Source organism: Actinophytocola sp. (assembly GCF_045807065.1).
Lineage (GTDB): Bacteria > Actinomycetota > Actinomycetes > Mycobacteriales > Pseudonocardiaceae > Actinophytocola.
The window spans coordinates 1-17,412 of sequence record NZ_JBJMIE010000731.1; the positions used below are offsets into that span (position 1 = coordinate 1).

The window sequence follows — 17,412 nt, forward strand, 5'->3', positions numbered from 1 at the left end:
ACAATCTATCACTAAAATAAGCACTTCATATCATCGCTCGAACTGTAATTACCACCTCGCTGTCGAGGGTGGACGTGCCCGAGCGGCGAACCGTGGGTCCCCTGTGCACCCGTGACTTGCGGATACAGCGGAAGGGGAACGTTGGGTGTGGGGCGTCGATCACGACGCGGAAGCCGCGTGTCCGGCCGATGAGTCACCGGGCCCACCGCCCACGCTTGGCCAGCTCGGGCGGATAGATCCCCGCCCCCAGGCTCGCCGCGAACCCGACGTGCTGCCAGCCATGACAGGCACGCAGCCGGAGTTTGGCGTTGCGGGCGCGGCTTTCCAGGTCAGCGACCGCGTCCGGCAGCAGACGTTCGTCCTCGACGGTGGTGGTCACATACATCCCCCACAGCCCCACACCCGCGCCGTGGGCTTCCTCCTCTGCGGCTTGGCGGGCACGGGCCTCGTCGGCCCGGTCCCGCGCGGTCTCGTCGACACCGCGTCGCCGCCGCACCTCGCGCCGGAAGCTGGAGCCGGTGGCTTCTCGGGTCACCATCTCGCCGGCCTGGTCGGCCGGATGGGGCTGATAGGTGATCGTGACCCGGCGGTGGTAGCGGCCCGGGGTGACCAGCGGAGCCAGCACCGTGGAGGTGACCTGCTGGTTGGGCAGCGCGGCCATCGCGAACGACGCCGACCAGCCCGAGCCGTGCCACAGGTGGTCGTTGTGCGCCTGCGCTGTGACCGGGCCGGCGTCCGGCCAGGGCAGCAGGTACTGCTCCTCGGACAACTGCGCGAGTTCAGCTCGGGCGTGGGGGTCGTAGGCCAGCCGTAACCAGTGCGTCCAGTCCGCAGCGGTGGCCCGACCCAGGATCGCGACCCCGGACAGCGGCAGATCCCCTTCCAGCCCAGTCAGCGCCCGGCTGACCTCGGCGACCCGTTCGGCGTCGTCCCGCGGGGTCGGCCGGGCTCGGTGCGGCTGGAAGGTCAGGCTGACCCGAACAGAGATGTCAGCGGTGGCGCCCTGGTGCGCGGCGGCGATCTCCGCCATCGTGTCCCGGGCCAGCACCGGCGCGGCCGGGTCGACCCGCTGCGCGACGTAGTGGGCAAGCTCGGCGCCGCTGGACGGCGCGGACTCGATGGTGATCGACACCCATTCGATGGTCGGCTCATAGCCAAGCGCGGCCATCCACGCCGCATAGGATCCGATCCACAGATCAGTGCGTTCCTGGTCGGCCAGCACCGTCCCGACCGGCGCGACCCGCAGTGACGCGGTCAGTCTTCCCGTCCGCCGGTCCCACAACAGTCCATAGGGATTGCCCAGTCCGTCCTGGGTGGACAGCGGCATGAACGGCGCCAGCACCCCCGGCAGCTCCAGCGCGCGAGCATGGCGGGTGAACACCGCGCCTTCCCATTCCGTCCAGCCTTTGCGCCGCGCCGCGCTGGTGCGGGCCCAGATCACCAGAGCGCCGCCCAACGAGGTGCCATGCGATCGGTGCGGGACCATCGTCAAGACCGTCACCCCGGCCGCAGCTGTGGTGACCACCACCATCACCAGCGCCGAGAGCCCGACCGTGGCCACGACGATCCAGGTCCCCAAGGGCACCAGCACACAGCCGGCGACCACCGCGGTCTGTGCTTCACTCAGCCGGCCAAGGCCAAACCCTCGGCGGGGGCGCCAGCCGCCGTAGAGGCGTGATTCACCCATTCCGGTCACCTCCCGGTGGTGGCGCCCCGTCGGTCATCGCCCCGGCGGCCCGATCTCTGGCCATATGAGCTGCCGCGACCGCGGCACCCGCCGGTCCTGCGCCCGCCGCCGATACCCCCGACGCCCCTGCTGCAGTTGATGACCCCGCTGCCCCCGAGGTGGCCGATGTCGCTGCGGTCCCCCCAGCCGCTGCCGTCGTCGGTGATCCGTGAGGTGTGCCGGAGACCGCGGGCACCACGCCCCCAGCCTGGGGACGAGGCCCGCCGCCACCCGGTGCCCCGTTGCCGCCGCTGCCAGGCCCTCCGCCGGGCACGTCCCCGAAATTCGCGCCGGCCACCGGCGGCGCGCCACCGCCGGGCCCACCACCCCCGCCAGCTTGGCCGCCGCCACCGCCTCGGCCGCCGGGGCCAGACCTGTCCATGTACTGGGCAAACGAGCCGCCGAGCGCACTCGCCGCCGCTCCAACGACCATCGGGCCCCCGCCGCCACCGCCACCGCTGGCGAAGCTACGTCCGCCCCAGTCGAAGAACCGGTGCAGCGTCGGCATCGACATCACCGCCAGGCCGAGCGTGGCCATCCCGGTCAGGACCGTGGAGATGTCTGTGCCGTCGCCGATCAGGGTGAACCCGATCGCGAACACCAGACCCGAGACCGGCTGATAACAGATGAGGGCGAGCGACCACCCCGCGACCTTCGGCAGCCACGGTTTTGTCGACTCGTTGATCTGCCCGGCAGCCGCTAACGGAATCAACGCCAAAAGAATAACCAATGCACCCATTCGAAAGAATCCTAGGAACCACTGGATACACGCCAACAAGAACAGAATGATTGCCAGGAAGAAAATGATCGGCGCCGATACGACCACGTTGGCCATCATGGCGGTGCCCATTGCGGTGGCGAACTTGTCGATGGACTCATCCAACACCTGAGTGGTCAGTGCCAAACCAGCCTCGTACAGCACCACGGCTACCGTTCCACCCAGCGTTGACCAACCGATGAACGACAACAAACCCATACCCGCGTTCACGAGCGGATCCGGCTTGCGTTTGAACAACAGCAGGATTCCCTGCCACATCACACTGCCCACCAATAGCACTACCGCCACGTACCACAGGGAGTCCTGGATGCTCTTGATCGCCGGGCTTTTGAGCATGGACGACCGGTCCGTTCGGGTCCAGAATGTCATCGCCTCCGCAAGAAATGTGGCCGCGCCCTTTGCGATTGCTGTCGCGAGCTTGCCGAATGCACTGTCCGCGATATCTCCCGCGAGTTCTTCAGGGCTCTTGATCCGGGTATCCACCTCACCCTGCTGCGAAGCGGGATGATCGTTGATCGCGGTCGCGCGAAGGGTATAGACCCGATCGGTGTAGTCCGCGGAGAACTCGTTCCACGCGTCGCAGCGTTTCTGGTCCGCGCCGGCGTGCTTGCAGCTCACACTGAACCCGTCACAGGGGGCGCGTTCCGCGCCGACCCATTTGTTCCGGTATTCCGACTCCTTCACCCCGGGTTCGGTGTCGGTGCAGCTGAAGATCGTGGTGTCCACCATGCCCCAGGCGAAGCCGAAGGGCCGCATCTTCGGGTCTTCACCAGCCCACCGCTTGACGTCATCGACGCAGTATCCGGCCGGGATCTGCCCCTGGAGATCGGTAGCCAACTGCTGGTAGCCGGCAAGGATGGCGTCGCTCCTGGCTTTCCCTTCCTTCGGGGCGTCCGGGCCGAAAATGTCCGCGTTGAACACTTTCAACAGTTCCGGCGTGTCCACGATGACCGCGGCGGCCCAGGCGGAGAAGTCGCCGCCCTTGTCCCGGCATGCGGGCGAGGTCATCCACGGCGAGGAGTCCCACCCCGGTGACCCGGGCAAGTACTTCTGCAACGGCGCCGGGATCTCACCGACATCCTTGGGCGCCGCCCCCGCCAGCGAGACGCTCATCAGGGAAAGCACGCCCACCACCAGCGCCACCACCCCGACCCGCCGCAGCCGCAGCCACCGCCGGCGTTGCCGCGAGACGGTCGACCGCGCGGGCCGATCACTCCACCTCATCACCGTCCACACCCCCTCCCGTCACGGGCACGGACCGGTCCCGGCCCCGTAGCTGGCCCTGTTGTTGGCGGCGGCGAGCACGGGCCTGCCAGCCGAGACCCACCGCGAGCACGACCAGCACCGCGGGTACCGCGATGGCCAGGACCGTCTTCCAGGTCGATGCCTTCTCCACCGTCGGGGCGGAACCGGTAGCCGGATGGGCGTTGATGGCGCGTGCCCGCAGGGCCTCGACGTTCGCGACGTAGCGGGCGGAGAACACGTTCCACATCGCGCACCGCAGCCGATCCCCGACAGTCGAGGCGCCGTCACAGCGAAGGTGGAACCCGGTACACGGTGCCCGTTCCGCGCCCACGCCCCGATTGTGGTCCGCCCCCGACTCCGCGTTCCCCTCAGCGCCGATGCCGCTGCTTGCGGTGCTGTCGGTGCAGGTGAACATGGTGGTGTGGTCCGTGCCCCACGCGAACCCGAACGGCTTCATCTCCGGGTCCTCGCCGGCCCACCGTTTGATGTCGTTCACGCAGAAGCCGGCCGGCACGTGGTGACCCTTATTGGCGAGCGTGCGGTAGCCGGCGAGGATCGCATCGCGGCGTGATCTGTCCTGTGCAGGGACGTGGTCGCCGAAAATGCTGCTCTGGAAGAACGTCAACAGCGCCGGGGTGTCGGCGATGACGTTCTCGACCCACACCGAGAAGTCGCCACCGTTGTCTCGACAGGACGGTGCAGTCATCCACGGCGCGGCCAGCCACGCCGGCGATCCCACGACATACTTCGCCAGCGCAGCGGGCAGTTTGTCGACATCGCTCGGTGCCCCACCAGCGGCAGGAGCGGTCAGCACCGCCGCTAGCAGAGCGACGAGGGCCACCAGGCCAGCACGCCAGACGTGGCGTATGGACCGCGGTTCCAGCAGACAACCACACGCGATTCGCGACTGATCCGCCTCAACATGAGGACAGACTGACCGCGCTGTGACTATTGGTATTTCCATTGACATGGTCGTCGACTCCGGTGTTCGTGTCGTCATTGGCCACCGTCCAGCAGCCACGTCACGACTGATGCCGAGCCGAGAATCAGTGCGAGACCGCCGATCACCCAGGGCATTGCCATCGCGCCTTCAACGGCCATGTTGTTTCGGTTTCGTCTGCCGACGGCCATCATGATTCCGGCAACCACCAACGCACCCACCGAACCGGCCAGGCCTCCCCATTTGAGCCAAGCCAGCAGCGTGTCCGCAGCGTCCGCAAGTTTTCCTGGCGGCGCTTTCGGATCCGGATTAGGAATCAACGGATCCGATGGCTGTGTTAGCCAAACCATGAGCCGGGCATATGCCCGCTCAAACATTGCACTATTCCCCCCGAACTAACGTGCGAGCGCTCAGCCTCGACTGTGGCGCTGACGCAGCGCGTGTCCCCCCTGATGTGACACGTGCGCAATATTTCCGGCCTCCGAACCTCGTGCCGGAGCCTGCATTCCTACATCGTGTGCCAGCACACCGGCTGGCCTCGGTGTCGGCGGTCCGCTGTACATCTCGTGCAGAGCCGCCGGCATAGCCCGAACTAGTTCTGTGAAACTCTTCGGAACGTAACTACCGGGTGGTTCGTCCAGCTCCAGCCACCAATGCTGATGTGGCACATCGAATCGGCGTGTGATGTGAGGCTTGGCCTTGCGTAGATGAGCGCGGGTTGCCCCGATACTGCCAGGCACCGTGTGCATCACAACCAGCAGAGGCGGCCGCTCACACCGGGCAAGCGCCCCACCGATTTGCGCGGCCGCCGCAGCAGTATTAGACGTGACAAGAACGTCCACAGGTCCGCTAACGCGATTTCTACTCGCCAGGTACGTTGCGAATACTCCAAGCTCCACGACCGGTACCTGCATTTGGTCACGGAAGGCGCGGGTCCACGTTGACGTACCCACGCCGCCCGCGACCCCAGCCACATATAGCGGCCGAGATCTCCTCTCAGCCACAACATCCCCCAACAAAGTCGTTCTATTCGCCGCCGACTATGGGCGTAGCGAAATAGAGAGGCGCAGGCCCATACCGCCAGCACGGGGGGGCGCGAGTTCGACCCCGCTCAGGCTGGTCCGCCCATCGACCGCGGTGGGGTCCGACGGGCATCGGCCACAGCGAGAGCGCCCCCGTCGCACCAGCCACGGCGTACGGACCTCCCGTCCCAACTCGACTCCCAGAGCCGCGACATGGATGGCCTCGTACCGCATCAGCACATCCGCTGAGCCACGCGACCGCACATCACGTGGCCATACCGGAGCTGTGCGGTCATCCGTGCGCCTACTCGACATGACAACCCCCTTTACGCGGAGGCGCATACCTCCGCCGACTACTCCATTGGGACTAACGTGCTCGTCCTGTACCGTGGACAGCGACTGGGGGAGTCGGCCGCGTCGCGCGGTTGTCCGCAGTCATGCGGGAGAGGGGCCTGGGCGACCTCTCCTGAGTGGTGCTCAGCGGGACAACCTCCCCCTGGAAGTCCCGCTGAGCACCCCATCGAGCCGTCAACCCCCCCAAGCGCTACGGACCCCAGGTCACCGCAGCGAGTTGACGACCGGTGCTCGCCCACGATCGGCCTGAGTGATCGAAAGCCGTACCGTGCGAGCACGTCCTCTACTTTCCCCAGGTCACTGCGCTTGCGCCAGCACACCTGCCGCTGTTTCCGGCCATCCGACACGCCGAACGACATGTCCGGCGGCTGCAAGGCCTGGACGAAATCTGCATTTTGCCTGCATGTTGGCAATTGCCAGTCAGGGCGCCCAGCGCCTGTCAACTGCCGTGACATCTTCTTGGACACACCTGCGGCACGGCCCCACAGCCTGGAACATCAACTACGTGGAGGCGCGCTGACACGCTCCGTTAGTCCCAACTAGGCCATCCACAGCGACGAATGCTGTTACCGGACAGATCACGTTCTTTCACGCCACGACCCGGCCTCAGCGAGCGCCGGGAACCGACCGTCCGCCAGGAGACGGCTGGAAGCTCGACTGCGAGTGCTGTAAATGCACGGTTCGCGCTCCAAGGGATCGCTCTCGCCGTGCCGCCCTGCTTGGCCACGACTACTGAAGACCGAGCGTCTGCGCCGCCGCAACCGCGCTGCTGGGCGGCGCGGCCTTTAAGTGGCCGGCATGAGGCCCCACGTTCACCGCACTGATCGCGCGTGTCGCGACCGCGTAGCTCGCACCACCTGGATTGTTGCGATCAGGAGGACCCGACGGCCTCGCTTGGCCCCAGCGAGTCTGACACGCGAGCGGGTGTGGCGTTTACGTGCTGAGCAACGCGAGCTTGGCGCGTGGTACACGGTCGGGATGGTGTCCAGGCGGATGCGTTCGTCGGTGGCGTGCAGGGCGACGTAGTCGACGCCGACCCGGCCGTGACGGGGATGCCCAGGCCGGCGAGGTAGTTGTCGATATTCGACAGTCCCGCGATATTCTCACGTCAAGGTCGATGCCAGCGGCGCCGGCGGCGTCCTGGAGGGCGGTGCGGAGGCGGGATTCGGGTCAGTGCGTAGGCCGGCCACATGACGGCCTGGATGAGCGTGGGGGCGGGTATCTGGCCATTGGTCATCGACCTGGGTGACGAGGTGTTCCGGCAGGCCCGCGGCGACTGTGGTGTCGAACGCGGCGTGGTGGGATGTCGATGCTGAGGGTGCGCAGGGTCGGAGTGACCGAGAAGCCTTCGCCGCCGGTCATGGCAGTGTCGGTGAGCTTTCCGGTCATCGGGAACGTCTCGCTGGTGTTGTCGGGTAGCTGCCCGTGGACATGACCGTGATCAGGTGGGCGGTCTTCTCGATGGCGTTGGAGGTGGTTTGCTGCCGCGGGAATCGGGCGCGACACCGTAGACGTGGAGCTTGGCGCCGTGCACGCCGCCGCCGAGCTTGTACATGCCGGGGTAGCCGATCATCACGCAGGCCACCCCCTCGGGCGTCGAAGTAGGTCTCGCGCCTCCGAAAGCCGCCTATGTGTGCGTCGACGTCGAACAGCAGCACCAGTGTGCCGTGCAGTTGTTCGGTGATGGTGGGCGAGGTGTACGACTATGTAGCAGAAGACCGCAGCCCCGGCCTTGGAGTCGGCGCTGCTTCGGTCCCACAGCCAGCCGTCTGCGATGAGCACTGAGGCTGGCGGGTGGGTCCAGGCCGCTTCGTCGCCGAACGGTGCGGTGCCATGCAGGCGTCGAGGATCCAACGCGGGCCGGGCCGGGATCCGGTGATGGTGCAGGTCAGTCCGACAGTGGCGCTCGCTCTCCGGTTCGACGTTGCAGGCGGGCGGAACCGCGCGCCCAGCAAGGCATGCTAGATCGATCCGATACCGACATTCAAGATTGACTATCCGCCAACTCAATTACAGCCGCTTCAAAGTCCGCCACTTCTGACACCTTCTCGTAGGGCTGAAACTTTCCGAGTAGCACTCTTATCCGATCATCGCTGCGAGCCGACGCTATTTGTGAAGTTAGCTCTAGCGTACGAAACGCAGCAGCTACGGCTTCATCGAGCGCGCCTTGTTGCACATGCGCCTCTGCCAACCAGCTTGTATAGAGAGCAAGCTCCCTGGTATGACGCTCGTCGTAACTCTTCAAACCGTCAGCCAATAGAGGGATCGCGCGATCCGCTTGACCCAGCTCGACGAAGCAGCGACCAGCCATCACGTTAACTTCGTCTTCGGTTAGCCAATATATCCACGCTGGCTCGTTGTCAGGGTTTCCGCGTTCGTATGCCGCTTCGACAGCAGCAAGAGTGCGTTCCGTGGACCGACGGTCTCCTGCCTTGGCATATGCCCAGGCCAGGCGTTCTTTAAACAACGCTCGCACTGCCGGTGTTGCGCGCTTGCCTCCAGCGTCGGCGCTCTGAGCCAGAAGTACGGCGTCGCGAGGGTTACCGATATTCGCCACCTGATAGCTGAGCGTCGATATCAGGTTGCCGGCCATTCCGAGATTGCCAGCGGCGTGGGCAGCCTTCACGCCAACTGTGCAGTAGTGAGCTGCTGCGTCGTACCGTCCAGCATCACCAACGACCCATCCGGCAAGCTGACTCAACTCGCCAATAGCGTTCAGCAAACGGAGGCCTATTCGTTGGGTGTAGTTGGATTTTTGGGCTAGCGCGGCAGTAGAATGCAACTCTCGTTCGACGAGCTTGTATAGATCACCGCCCGCCACAAAGTCATCCATTCGCCGGAGTTCCGCAATACGACGTTCGATCTTGCCGACCAGACCCTCGCCAATCCGGCGACCAGAACCTACCTCGACCACGTGCGGCGGCTCTGTAACGAGCCACTCGTGCGCTAGACGCGTTGCGGTCGAAGCGTTAATCGGTAGGTTCGCGCCGCCACGCAAGAGGTCTGCGAGTTCACGACTATCGTCCGGCAGCCAGTCGTCTTCACGTAATGATAACGGTGATTTCATATCGACACTTGTGCCGTCGATCAACCCGTTAACGGACACTCCGTCAATGCGTCGGTTGCCCGGCAGGTCGAACCACAAGAGATCAGGTGGAATCCGCAACACCTGCGCCCAGTGAGATAGTGTGTCAATATCTTTGATCGGTTTCCCGGTTTCTACACGGCAGACCTGCGCCTGGGAGATCCCTAGCCACTGCCCCAAGAGTGTTTGGGTGATGCCTCCTGAGCCAAACATGATGTCGTGGTGAGAATGTTGTCGGTACGCTCGCGCAACCTTGCCGATGTGTCGAGCAGCGAACGCTGCTCGAATCTGAGGTGTGCTCCAGAAGCTTGTCGGGACACGGGGTGACGCGTTCTGTCGGTCACAGAACTCCTGCCGACATCGTCCGCAGCGCCCGTCCGGATTGTCAGCTGCAGTGGGTGTCCCACATCGACAATAGTGGCGCTCACTGGGGGCACTGGCGGGCACGGTGTGAACTCCTGACAATCGAACCGGTTGCGGAGTTGAGTATATCTCTGGCGACCAGCAGGGATACGTCGTATGTGTCTGATGTATCCGCCGTATACGTCATTGGTCATGGATTGTTCTTGCCTGCCGGAGTTAGGTAGTCGTCAGACATCCGGTGTAGGTCTCCTGATCGTGGCTCAACCGCCGACGGAACACGTGTGGAGTGCGAACTCGACGCGCTTGCCGTCGACATGGAGCCGTTGGTGCTCGACGCTGGATCGTCACCAGGTAACCGAAATGGACCGCTGAGGTCCGATGTGTTGCCGCAATCCACCCCAGGAACAAGGGAGCAATCATGCGCAGTTGGAGTTACAGGTCCACCGTGGCGGCCGCGTTCGCGATCGCCGCCCTCTCCGTCGGCGCGGTCGGCGCGGACGCCAGCGGCGCGGCGCTGGCCGACCAGAAGTTCGGCAACAACTCGATCCAGCTGGCCGACCAGAAGTTCGGCAACAACTCGATCCAGCTGGCCCACCAGGACTGCTGCAACAACTGATCCAGCTGGCGGACAAGAAGTTCAGCAAATGATCGAGCTGAAGGTTCAGGACTTGACGGACATCCTGAACCAATCGGATCTCCGGTTGGACGAAGTCGACATGAGCGACACCGTTGACTCTGATACGCCGCTCATGGCCACACTGGATGTCGCCAGGTTCGCCATGCAAGTTGTGTACTTGGGAATCCTCCCCAACGGATACGTGGGCACACAACAAGCAGACTGAGTCGACCAGGCGGTCTCCTTACTAACCAGGGTGGCGCCCCGGTCTCCTTACCCAGGTGGGACACCGGGGTGCCGCCCGCCGCCACACCACGGACGTGTGCGCGTTGTCCTCACGCAACCTTTGGAGGTCCACCGCGTTGTTGGGGGCAGTTTGACTGTCCTCCACGCGATTCACAGAAACGACGATACCGGACGAAGCGGGCGGCGATTAATTTGTTGCTAGATCTCGCCCTGATCAACGACCCCGACGCCCCGAGTCTCTCGGCCTTGGTCAGCTTGCTGGCGCACCGGTGATGAGCGGGCCAGTGTTGGGCCGAGACGGCAGGGTGACGTAGCTGGACATCCAGGCTGGTAGTGCCGGTTCTGTGCGGTCGCCGCTCTCGAGGCGGACCCTGCTGCCAGTCGAGCACGCTCAGGCCGTGCGGGTTGGGCATGCCGGGCCCGCAACGGATCGGCGTCGCTGAACGACCGGCCAGGTGGGTGCAGACGGTCACCCCGGTCGACTTCGCCAGCGAGCAGTTAGGTCGAGGCCGTCGTGATCACCGTTCGGCAATACCGACTGCATAGCGCGGATCTGCTCAGCGGCCCGATCGTCGGTGTCTACGACCAACGCCAACGCTTCGTGGTAATAGGTGCGAGCGGTGTTGATCCGCCCCAACTGGGCATATACGTGGCCGATATCGCTCAGGACCATGGCCAGCTCGGGCTGGGTGTCCGGACGCGAGTGAAGGGAGCGGTCGGCTTTCCGGAGATACTTGATCGCGGCATCCGCACGCCCAGCGTTGGTCATGATCCGGGCGACAGCAGCCTGCGCTTCAGCCGTCTTCACCCGGTTCCCGACGCGTTCGTGGATCGCCACGAGCTCCAGCAACGTGTCGGCCGCCTTGTGCGGTCGTTCCCAGTTCAGGTAGTTGGTGGTGAGCAGGCGGAGGAGCTGCACACCTCGCGCGGCGTCACCGAGGGACTCGGCCACCGCGTGCGCGCGAAGCCACGCGCGTTCCGCGCCCGGCCAGTCAGCTGTCGACGAGTACACCGCGGCGCTGCTGTCGAGCAGTTCGATCAGCAACTCCGGTTCCCGGCCGGTGATCGCCGCGTCCTCACCGTAGCGCGCGAGTTCCCGACACCAGTCGAGATGCTCACAGACTGTGGATGAGCGCCACGCGGCTTGAGCCACGGCGCCGGCGATGGCGGTGTGGCGCAGCCGGCCAGCAGCACGGATCACGTTCACCACGTCTGTGCGCACGGCCGACGGAATCTCGTCGTGGCTCGTGAGGACCTGGATGATCGCGCCGGCGACGCGTGTCAGCATCCAATCAACCTCAGGAGGCGGTGCCGACTCCGCCAGCGCAGCAAGGAGTCCCCGAACATCGGCCGCGACGTCGAACCCGCCCTGGGTTGCGCTACTCCAGTGGTCGGCCACGATTGCCCCTCTCTGCTCACTGCACACTCCCTCAGTCGTCAAGTCGCACCACGCGTCTTGCATGCCACAGTCGAGCACCGTCCTGTCCGTGGGGACCGAAGATGAGGCGGCCTCCGCGAACGCCCAGCGCGGCTGGCGTCTGGGCGTTCGCGGACGGGTAACGTCTCGCTGCAGATGCGGCGACTCGCTGAGCCGGGTGCCACCGGCCCCCGCTCGTGAGTCGCGTCTACGCGGCTAGACCCAAGGCGCGGCGGCCCGGGTGGTCCGCGTGCATTCTCGCGACGGTCGTGTCCGTCACCGGATCCACGGTCCAGTCCGGGTGACCGGGCATGGACGGAGTGTGGGTGTCGTAGAGCCACGGATTCAGGAAGCCGGTGAGGTCCCGGCCCGCGACTCTGCTCGCGTAGCGGACGAAGTCGCCAGTGCTGACCGAGCGTCCAGCGAACTCGCGGGCCCAGCCCCGCATGATCGCGGTGAACGTCGAGTCACCGACCTCCTGTTGAAGCGCGTACAGCACCACGGCACCGCCATCGTAGATGGCGTAGTTGTCGAGCAGGTCGACATCAGGCGTTGGTTGAGCGATCGGACCGTCGTCGTGTCGCATGGTGTCGCCGAGCCGGTACTGGTCATGCACGTACGCCTCGAACGACGGGTAGCCCCACGCGCCGAGCCAACCCTTCTCGGCCGCGTACCACTTCTCGTAGTACGTAGCGAATCCCTCGTTGAGCCAGATGTCACTCCAGGAGTAGGGCGAGACCGAGTCGCCGAAATACTGGTGGATCAGTTCATGCAGAGTGATCGGGAGGACGAACGAGTCCACCCCGGTCTTCCCCGGCAGGTAGTCGGGTTTGAACAGCACGATCGAGGACATCGACATGGTTTGTGTCTCGAGGCTGTAGCCGATGAGTTGGTCGGCCACGAAGTTCCCGTAGTTCCGGAACGGGAACTTGCCGATCTTGGCCACCGCCCACCGGAGTTGATCGGGGCCTTCGGCGAGCAGGGGTTCGACCAGGTCCCGCTGGCTTGCGGGGATCACGTCGCGGAAGGCGACGCCAGCCGTCGTGCCGCGCTGGATGATCTGCAGATCGGTTCCGACGGCCATCTGGATCAGCTCGGTGGCCAGCGGGTCGGTTGACTCGTACTTCCAAGTCGCGCGTCCATCGGATTCGGTGGTGCCGGCGAACGTCCCGTTGGCAACCGCCGTGACACCGTCGGGCACGTCGATGTTGAACGTCCACTTCGCCTTGTCCCGCGGGTGGTCGTTGACCGGGAACGCCTGGTGAGCCTTGGCGGCTTGGAACGCGGTGAACGAGCCGCCCGAGGCCGTGGTGATCCAGCCGTCCGGGTACGGGTTCGCCGGGTCCGGGGTGACCGGATGCGAGGCGAAGGCGATGTCGACATGGAACACACGGCCGTTGCAGATGGGCTGCGCCGGCGTGACAACCAGTTCCTGGTTCTCTTGCTGCCAGTCGAAAACGGCCGGCCGGCCGTTGACGCTGACCGCGGTGACGGCGTCGGCACCCGGCCCGCCGAAGTCCAGGTTGAACCGGCTCAGCGCCTGGGTCGCTCGCGCGTTCATCCGCTCGGTGCTGGGTACCGGCTGGTCCGGAACCCCCGCCGGAATGTGCGGGTTGACGCTGTAGGCGAGGGCGTCATACCCGCCGTTTCCCAGTCCCGGGAACAGGGAGTCCCCGATGCCGGCGGCCCCCGGCTGGGGCGTCTCGGCCGCAGTGGCGGGAACCGTGGTGAACGTGAGCCCCGCTATCGCGAGCAGGACAGCAAGTGCCGAAACGATGCGGATTCTTCGCTTTTCCATGTACTTCCTTTCTGTTTGTTACCTATCCCGATCTCTCTCAAGCGGGCGGTCTATACACATCGACCTTCCCCAGGCGTTTCGCGATGTGAACAGTCCGTCCGGCCCCGAGAGTTCCTGTGTGGACGCATGTATGCGCTGTCCAGGCAGGTCATGGGTTCTCCGGAGGCGGGTCGATGAGGGCGAGTGTGGCCGCCACCCGGTTCGCGTGCCGTCGAATACCGTGAGAATCGAATAGCAGGTGCGCCTGGGCGAGGTAAGAGCGAGCGAGATCGGGTTCGCCGACGCGGAGTGCATGCTCACCTCGCACCCACAGCAGCACTCCGGAATACTGTGCGGAACCCTCGTTTTCGATGGTCGCACTGACCCGCATGAGAAGGTCAGCGGCTTTGTCGTACTGCCCATCGCGGCTGAGCGCATCCACCAGGTGCACTGTGGTCATGGCCTCGACGATCGGTTCTCCCAGTGCGATGGCCTGGGCTTGGGCGTGTCGCAAGCTGGCGATCGCCTCGGCGAGGTCGCCGGCGAGGATCTGTGCCTGACCGAGGCGCCGCCAGTTCAGCGCCTCGCTGCGTCGCCGCTCCGCCTCATGGTCGCTGGCGATGGCGTCCCGGAAGAGCGCGACGGCATCGGCGATGCGCCCGGCATCCCGGTAGGACAGACCGATCAGGGATCGCGCGCTGGACTCGGCCTGGCCGTGTCCAGCCACTGTCGCTGCCGCCAGCGCGAGCGTGCCTTGCTTGATGGCCTCCTCGTTCTGTCCCTGGTTGTGGTAGGCCATTCCCAGTTGGCGATGCATGCGAGATAGGGCAACCTGGTGGCCGCACCGCGTCGCCGCCTCCACACCCCACTGGTAGGTCTGCACCCAGTGCGCGAAATGCTGGCGGTAGAGGAAAAGCGGCCACAGCGCCTCAGCCACCTGCCACACTAGATCGTCGCGGTGTCCCTGCAGGCCGTCATGCAGGGACGCCATGATGGTGAGGAGTTCCGGTTCCAGCGCATCCAGCGCCTCCGCGGTGCCGCTGTATGGCGCGGGCCCGTTCGAGAGATGCTCATAGATCGGGCCGGCCCGCCACTCTCTCGGCATTACTGTTCGGTAGATGATGGCGGCGAGTTTGAGGTAGTGTCCAAGAACGCGATCCAATACGGAATCACGTACCGTTGATTCCTCTTCCTGTTCGGCGCGTTGCTGGGCGTGGGCTCGTAGCACATCGTGGAAGCGGTAGCGCTGGCCGTCACGGGTCTCCAGAAGACTCGCTTCGACCAGAGCCTCCAGGAGTTCCTCGGCATCGGGCTCCGTATGGTTGAGCACAACGGCGGCCAGGGCAGCGGTGAAGTCGGGGCCGGGGATGAGTCCCAGCAGCCGGTATGCGCGGGCAGTGTCGGCATCCAACTGCCGGTACGAATCGTCGAATACCGCAGTCAATGAGAGATCCTTTTCGAGGGTCATATTTGTCAGCCGACGCGGTTCATCGGTCAAGTTCTGGACGAGCCGCGCAATGTCCCAATGCGATCGTGTGGTCAATATCCCCGATGCGATCGACAATGCGAGCGGGTATCCACCGCACAGGTCCACCAGCCGCGCTGCTGCGGACGGATCCCGTGACACGCGGGGGTCGCCGACAGTGCGGGTCAGCAGTTCTGCACCCGCCGACGTATCCAACGGGGGCAGCCTCAGGAATGTCGCGCCCTCCATGACCAGACCACCGAGGCGGTTTCTGCTCGCCACGACCACCACGCTCCCGCGATGAGGCCGGCACCAGGATGCGGACCTGCTCGGCCGACGTGGCGTTGTCCACTAGCAGGGCCAAACGCTTATCGGTTGTCACCGACCGCAACAGGCTCGCGGCTTCGCCGAGGTCAGCTGGAACGAGTCCCGGTGCGACCCCCAGAGCGCGGAGAAGGCTGCCCAGGACAGCACTGAGGAGCAACGGGTCCGAGTCACTGCCGGACGGAAGATCCGCGTACAGCTGCCCATCGGGATAGCGCGGCGCGACGTTGTGCAACCACCGCAGCGCCAACGCCGATTTCCCGATTCCACCGGGTCCGACGATGACCACCATCGCCGGACCGCTCCGGCTTGGATCGCCATCGGTGACGATCTTGTCGAGGTCGGCGAGCACCTCCGTGCGATCGGTAAAGTGTGGCGGAGCAGGGCGAAGCTGACGCGGCACGGTGGGCATCGACGCGCCGGTGGAGGACTGGATATGTACTCCACCGGTGATGGTCGCGGCTTGCACACTGTGGCCGGCCACCAGACCGCCGAGGACGTTGTGGCTCTGCGCGTTGGATGCCGCGTACTCCGGATCGGGATTGTTCACCGGCCGTTGTCGATCCCCTCGTGCGTCGACTTGTCGGTGTCGTGAGGGGCGGGGTCGAGGCCGCCCGGGTTGCCGATGAGAATCAGTCCGCGGATAAAGAAGCTGCCGAGGCCGTTCCATTCGTCAGCCGTCAGCGGGCGGGCGTAGGTCAGTACCCGGTTGGCGAGGTCGGCGCTGACGGAGTAGAGCGCGGCAAGTAAGCCGTCGAGGGTGTTGATCTCCTGCGACGAGTAGGTGTTCAGCCCGACTGCGGCGGCGGCCTCGGCGAGAGCGGCGTTTAGTTGTTCCTGGCTGACGTCGGCGGCGAGGACATAGAGGCGGTCAACGTCCTCGTCGAGAACGTCCGCGACAGCAGCAGCGCCTGGCCTGGTATTTCGGGTTGCGCCCGCACGGCACATCTCCCTGCCCTCAAGGAAATTCTCGCGGAGTGCTCGACGAGCCGTCGTCTCTTGGTTGTTGCCGTGCTCCTCGATGTAGGCCATGAGATAAGCGGCCGCAGCCAAGGTGAGCCACTTGTGATCGGTGTTTGCCTCGGGCGGGATGGCCTCGCTGATGCGTGCTGCATCGCCGGGGGTGTGGCGCGAGTGCTCAGGCATGGATCGGTCGCTCCCAGTCAGGACCGTGCGGGTTCGGCACGTGCTCATGGGTGGGGGCATCACCTGGCCGGGGATGACCAGATGAGGCGTTGTCCGTTTCGGAGGGCCGGGAGTTCGTCGGGGATGTAGCGCGGGGTTGCTTCGCGCCGTCGCACGGTTTCGCCGGCTGGGCGGATCATCTCGAGCTGACAATCGGTGGCCGGGTGGCGACGCCGTACTTGATCTCGGTGATCGTGCCGTGGCAGTAGCCGAGTTGGTTAGCGGTCTCGCCGACGGCGTCGTTGCTGGGTCCGGTGATCAGCAGTAGCCGACAAGGTTCGGCGAACACCTCCACCCGGCAGTCACCGAGGCGAGCGGAGACTCGGGTTGGGTCATCGTCCCAGTCGATAGCGGCGTTGGTGCCGCACAGAACGTGGCATGCCTGGTCCGGGTCCGTTTCGAGAAGGGGCAGCCGGTAGGTGGCGGTCATCGTCACACCGCCTGGGCGTGTGCGGCCGCAGCCGCAATCGCCGTGGCCGTCGCGGCGTCGCACCGACTGGGCAGGAACGCCATGGCAAGACCGGCCAGGACGGCCATCAGCTTGAGCATGATGTGCCGTGGCTCGGAGGAGGTCAAGAACTTGCTGGTCGGCGGGGTCAACTTCAGTGTCATCGGATTTGTCGCTTTCTTGGGTGGGTGGCCACGTCTTCGCTAAGCCCGTTGGGGACCTCGCGCATGGTCTAGAGCGGCGGACGCTCGGGAGGCTGTGCCGGGTTGAGCGGGGCACCTGGCTGGGTGGGGTGTCTTGTCGCGGGAGAGGTTGGGCGACGTGCAGGGGTTCGATGTCGTCGCTGAACCACCTCCGAATCACTTCGGCGATAACGGTGAACCGATCGGTTCGGGCGTCCATGAGATTCCGCCGGTGTCTG

Annotated in this window: 14 protein-coding genes; 2 read left to right on the forward strand and 12 right to left on the reverse strand. The window is 65.2% G+C overall.

Features of this window, described 5'->3' with window-relative positions; translation table 11 throughout:
- Positions 1 to 193 precede the first annotated feature (193 nt).
- The 6 genes from ACJ73U_RS43030 to ACJ73U_RS43055 form a co-directional block, all read right to left on the reverse strand.
- Complete coding sequence (locus tag ACJ73U_RS43030; protein ID WP_407783561.1) at positions 194 to 1,687, reverse strand: SCO6880 family protein; 1,494 nt, start codon at positions 1,685 to 1,687, stop codon at positions 194 to 196.
- The gene (locus ACJ73U_RS43035; RefSeq protein ID WP_407783562.1) at positions 1,680 to 3,647 is read right to left on the reverse strand and encodes a hypothetical protein; all 1,968 of its coding nucleotides are present in this window, start codon (positions 3,645 to 3,647) and stop codon (positions 1,680 to 1,682) included. Before ACJ73U_RS43035 ends, ACJ73U_RS43030 begins: the two co-directional genes overlap by 8 nt.
- Before the next feature lie 67 nt (positions 3,648 to 3,714).
- Positions 3,715 to 4,590 carry a hypothetical protein gene (locus ACJ73U_RS43040; RefSeq protein WP_407783563.1) on the reverse strand — a complete coding sequence of 292 codons (876 nt, stop codon included), beginning with the start codon at positions 4,588 to 4,590 and terminating at the stop codon, positions 3,715 to 3,717.
- A gap of 155 nt (positions 4,591 to 4,745) precedes the next feature.
- Complete coding sequence (locus ACJ73U_RS43045; RefSeq protein ID WP_407783564.1) at positions 4,746 to 5,066, reverse strand: hypothetical protein; 321 nt, start codon at positions 5,064 to 5,066, stop codon at positions 4,746 to 4,748.
- Between the two features lie 2,440 nt (positions 5,067 to 7,506).
- Entirely contained in the window at positions 7,507 to 7,641 is a 135-nt protein-coding gene (locus ACJ73U_RS43050) for a hypothetical protein (RefSeq protein WP_407783565.1), read from the reverse strand.
- A 408-nt stretch (positions 7,642 to 8,049) separates the two neighbouring features.
- On the reverse strand, positions 8,050 to 9,363 hold the full coding sequence (locus ACJ73U_RS43055) for a hypothetical protein (protein ID WP_407783566.1): 1,314 nt from the start codon (positions 9,361 to 9,363) through the stop codon (positions 8,050 to 8,052).
- A gap of 568 nt (positions 9,364 to 9,931) precedes the next feature.
- Here ACJ73U_RS43055 and ACJ73U_RS43060 point away from each other — a divergent pair.
- Positions 9,932 to 10,129 carry a hypothetical protein gene (locus ACJ73U_RS43060; protein WP_407783567.1) on the forward strand — a complete coding sequence of 66 codons (198 nt, stop codon included), beginning with the start codon at positions 9,932 to 9,934 and terminating at the stop codon, positions 10,127 to 10,129.
- 28 nt (positions 10,130 to 10,157) lie between these two features.
- On the forward strand, positions 10,158 to 10,355 hold the full coding sequence (locus ACJ73U_RS43065; RefSeq protein ID WP_407783568.1) for a hypothetical protein: 198 nt from the start codon (positions 10,158 to 10,160) through the stop codon (positions 10,353 to 10,355).
- Positions 10,356 to 10,844: 489 nt separating this feature from the next.
- Here ACJ73U_RS43065 and ACJ73U_RS43070 read toward each other — a convergent pair whose 3' ends face one another.
- From ACJ73U_RS43070 to ACJ73U_RS43095, 6 genes are all read right to left on the reverse strand, one after another.
- The gene (locus ACJ73U_RS43070) at positions 10,845 to 11,774 is read right to left on the reverse strand and encodes a hypothetical protein (protein WP_407783569.1); all 930 of its coding nucleotides are present in this window, start codon (positions 11,772 to 11,774) and stop codon (positions 10,845 to 10,847) included.
- Between the two features lie 226 nt (positions 11,775 to 12,000).
- A complete protein-coding gene (locus tag ACJ73U_RS43075) occupies positions 12,001 to 13,590 on the reverse strand; it encodes a M1 family metallopeptidase (RefSeq protein ID WP_407783570.1) in 1,590 nt (529 codons plus the stop codon).
- 148 nt (positions 13,591 to 13,738) lie between these two features.
- Positions 13,739 to 15,325 (reverse strand): tetratricopeptide repeat protein, encoded by a 1,587-nt coding sequence (locus ACJ73U_RS43080; RefSeq protein WP_407783571.1) that lies wholly within the window; start codon positions 15,323 to 15,325, stop codon positions 13,739 to 13,741.
- A gap of 579 nt (positions 15,326 to 15,904) precedes the next feature.
- Positions 15,905 to 16,504, reverse strand: a complete 600-nt coding sequence (locus ACJ73U_RS43085) for a hypothetical protein (protein WP_407783572.1) — start codon at positions 16,502 to 16,504, stop codon at positions 15,905 to 15,907.
- 175 nt (positions 16,505 to 16,679) lie between these two features.
- Positions 16,680 to 16,973 carry a hypothetical protein gene (locus ACJ73U_RS43090; RefSeq protein WP_407783573.1) on the reverse strand — a complete coding sequence of 98 codons (294 nt, stop codon included), beginning with the start codon at positions 16,971 to 16,973 and terminating at the stop codon, positions 16,680 to 16,682.
- Positions 16,974 to 16,975: 2 nt separating this feature from the next.
- Positions 16,976 to 17,155 carry a hypothetical protein gene (locus ACJ73U_RS43095; protein ID WP_407783574.1) on the reverse strand — a complete coding sequence of 60 codons (180 nt, stop codon included), beginning with the start codon at positions 17,153 to 17,155 and terminating at the stop codon, positions 16,976 to 16,978.
- Positions 17,156 to 17,412: the final 257 nt, after the last annotated feature.

Coding starts and splice junctions, on each gene's coding strand:
- ACJ73U_RS43030 (WP_407783561.1), bottom strand. CDS start 1,687: ATGGGTGAATCACGCCTCTACGGCGGCTGGCGCCCCCGCCGAGGGTTT.
- ACJ73U_RS43045 (WP_407783564.1), bottom strand. CDS start 5,066: ATGTTTGAGCGGGCATATGCCCGGCTCATGGTTTGGCTAACACAGCCA.
- ACJ73U_RS43055 (WP_407783566.1), bottom strand. CDS start 9,363: ATGTTTGGCTCAGGAGGCATCACCCAAACACTCTTGGGGCAGTGGCTA.
- ACJ73U_RS43060 (WP_407783567.1), top strand. CDS start 9,932: ATGCGCAGTTGGAGTTACAGGTCCACCGTGGCGGCCGCGTTCGCGATC.
- ACJ73U_RS43065 (WP_407783568.1), top strand. CDS start 10,158: ATGATCGAGCTGAAGGTTCAGGACTTGACGGACATCCTGAACCAATCG.
- ACJ73U_RS43075 (WP_407783570.1), bottom strand. CDS start 13,590: ATGGAAAAGCGAAGAATCCGCATCGTTTCGGCACTTGCTGTCCTGCTC.
- ACJ73U_RS43085 (WP_407783572.1), bottom strand. CDS start 16,504: ATGCCTGAGCACTCGCGCCACACCCCCGGCGATGCAGCACGCATCAGC.
- ACJ73U_RS43090 (WP_407783573.1), bottom strand. CDS start 16,973: ATGACCGCCACCTACCGGCTGCCCCTTCTCGAAACGGACCCGGACCAG.
- ACJ73U_RS43095 (WP_407783574.1), bottom strand. CDS start 17,155: ATGACACTGAAGTTGACCCCGCCGACCAGCAAGTTCTTGACCTCCTCC.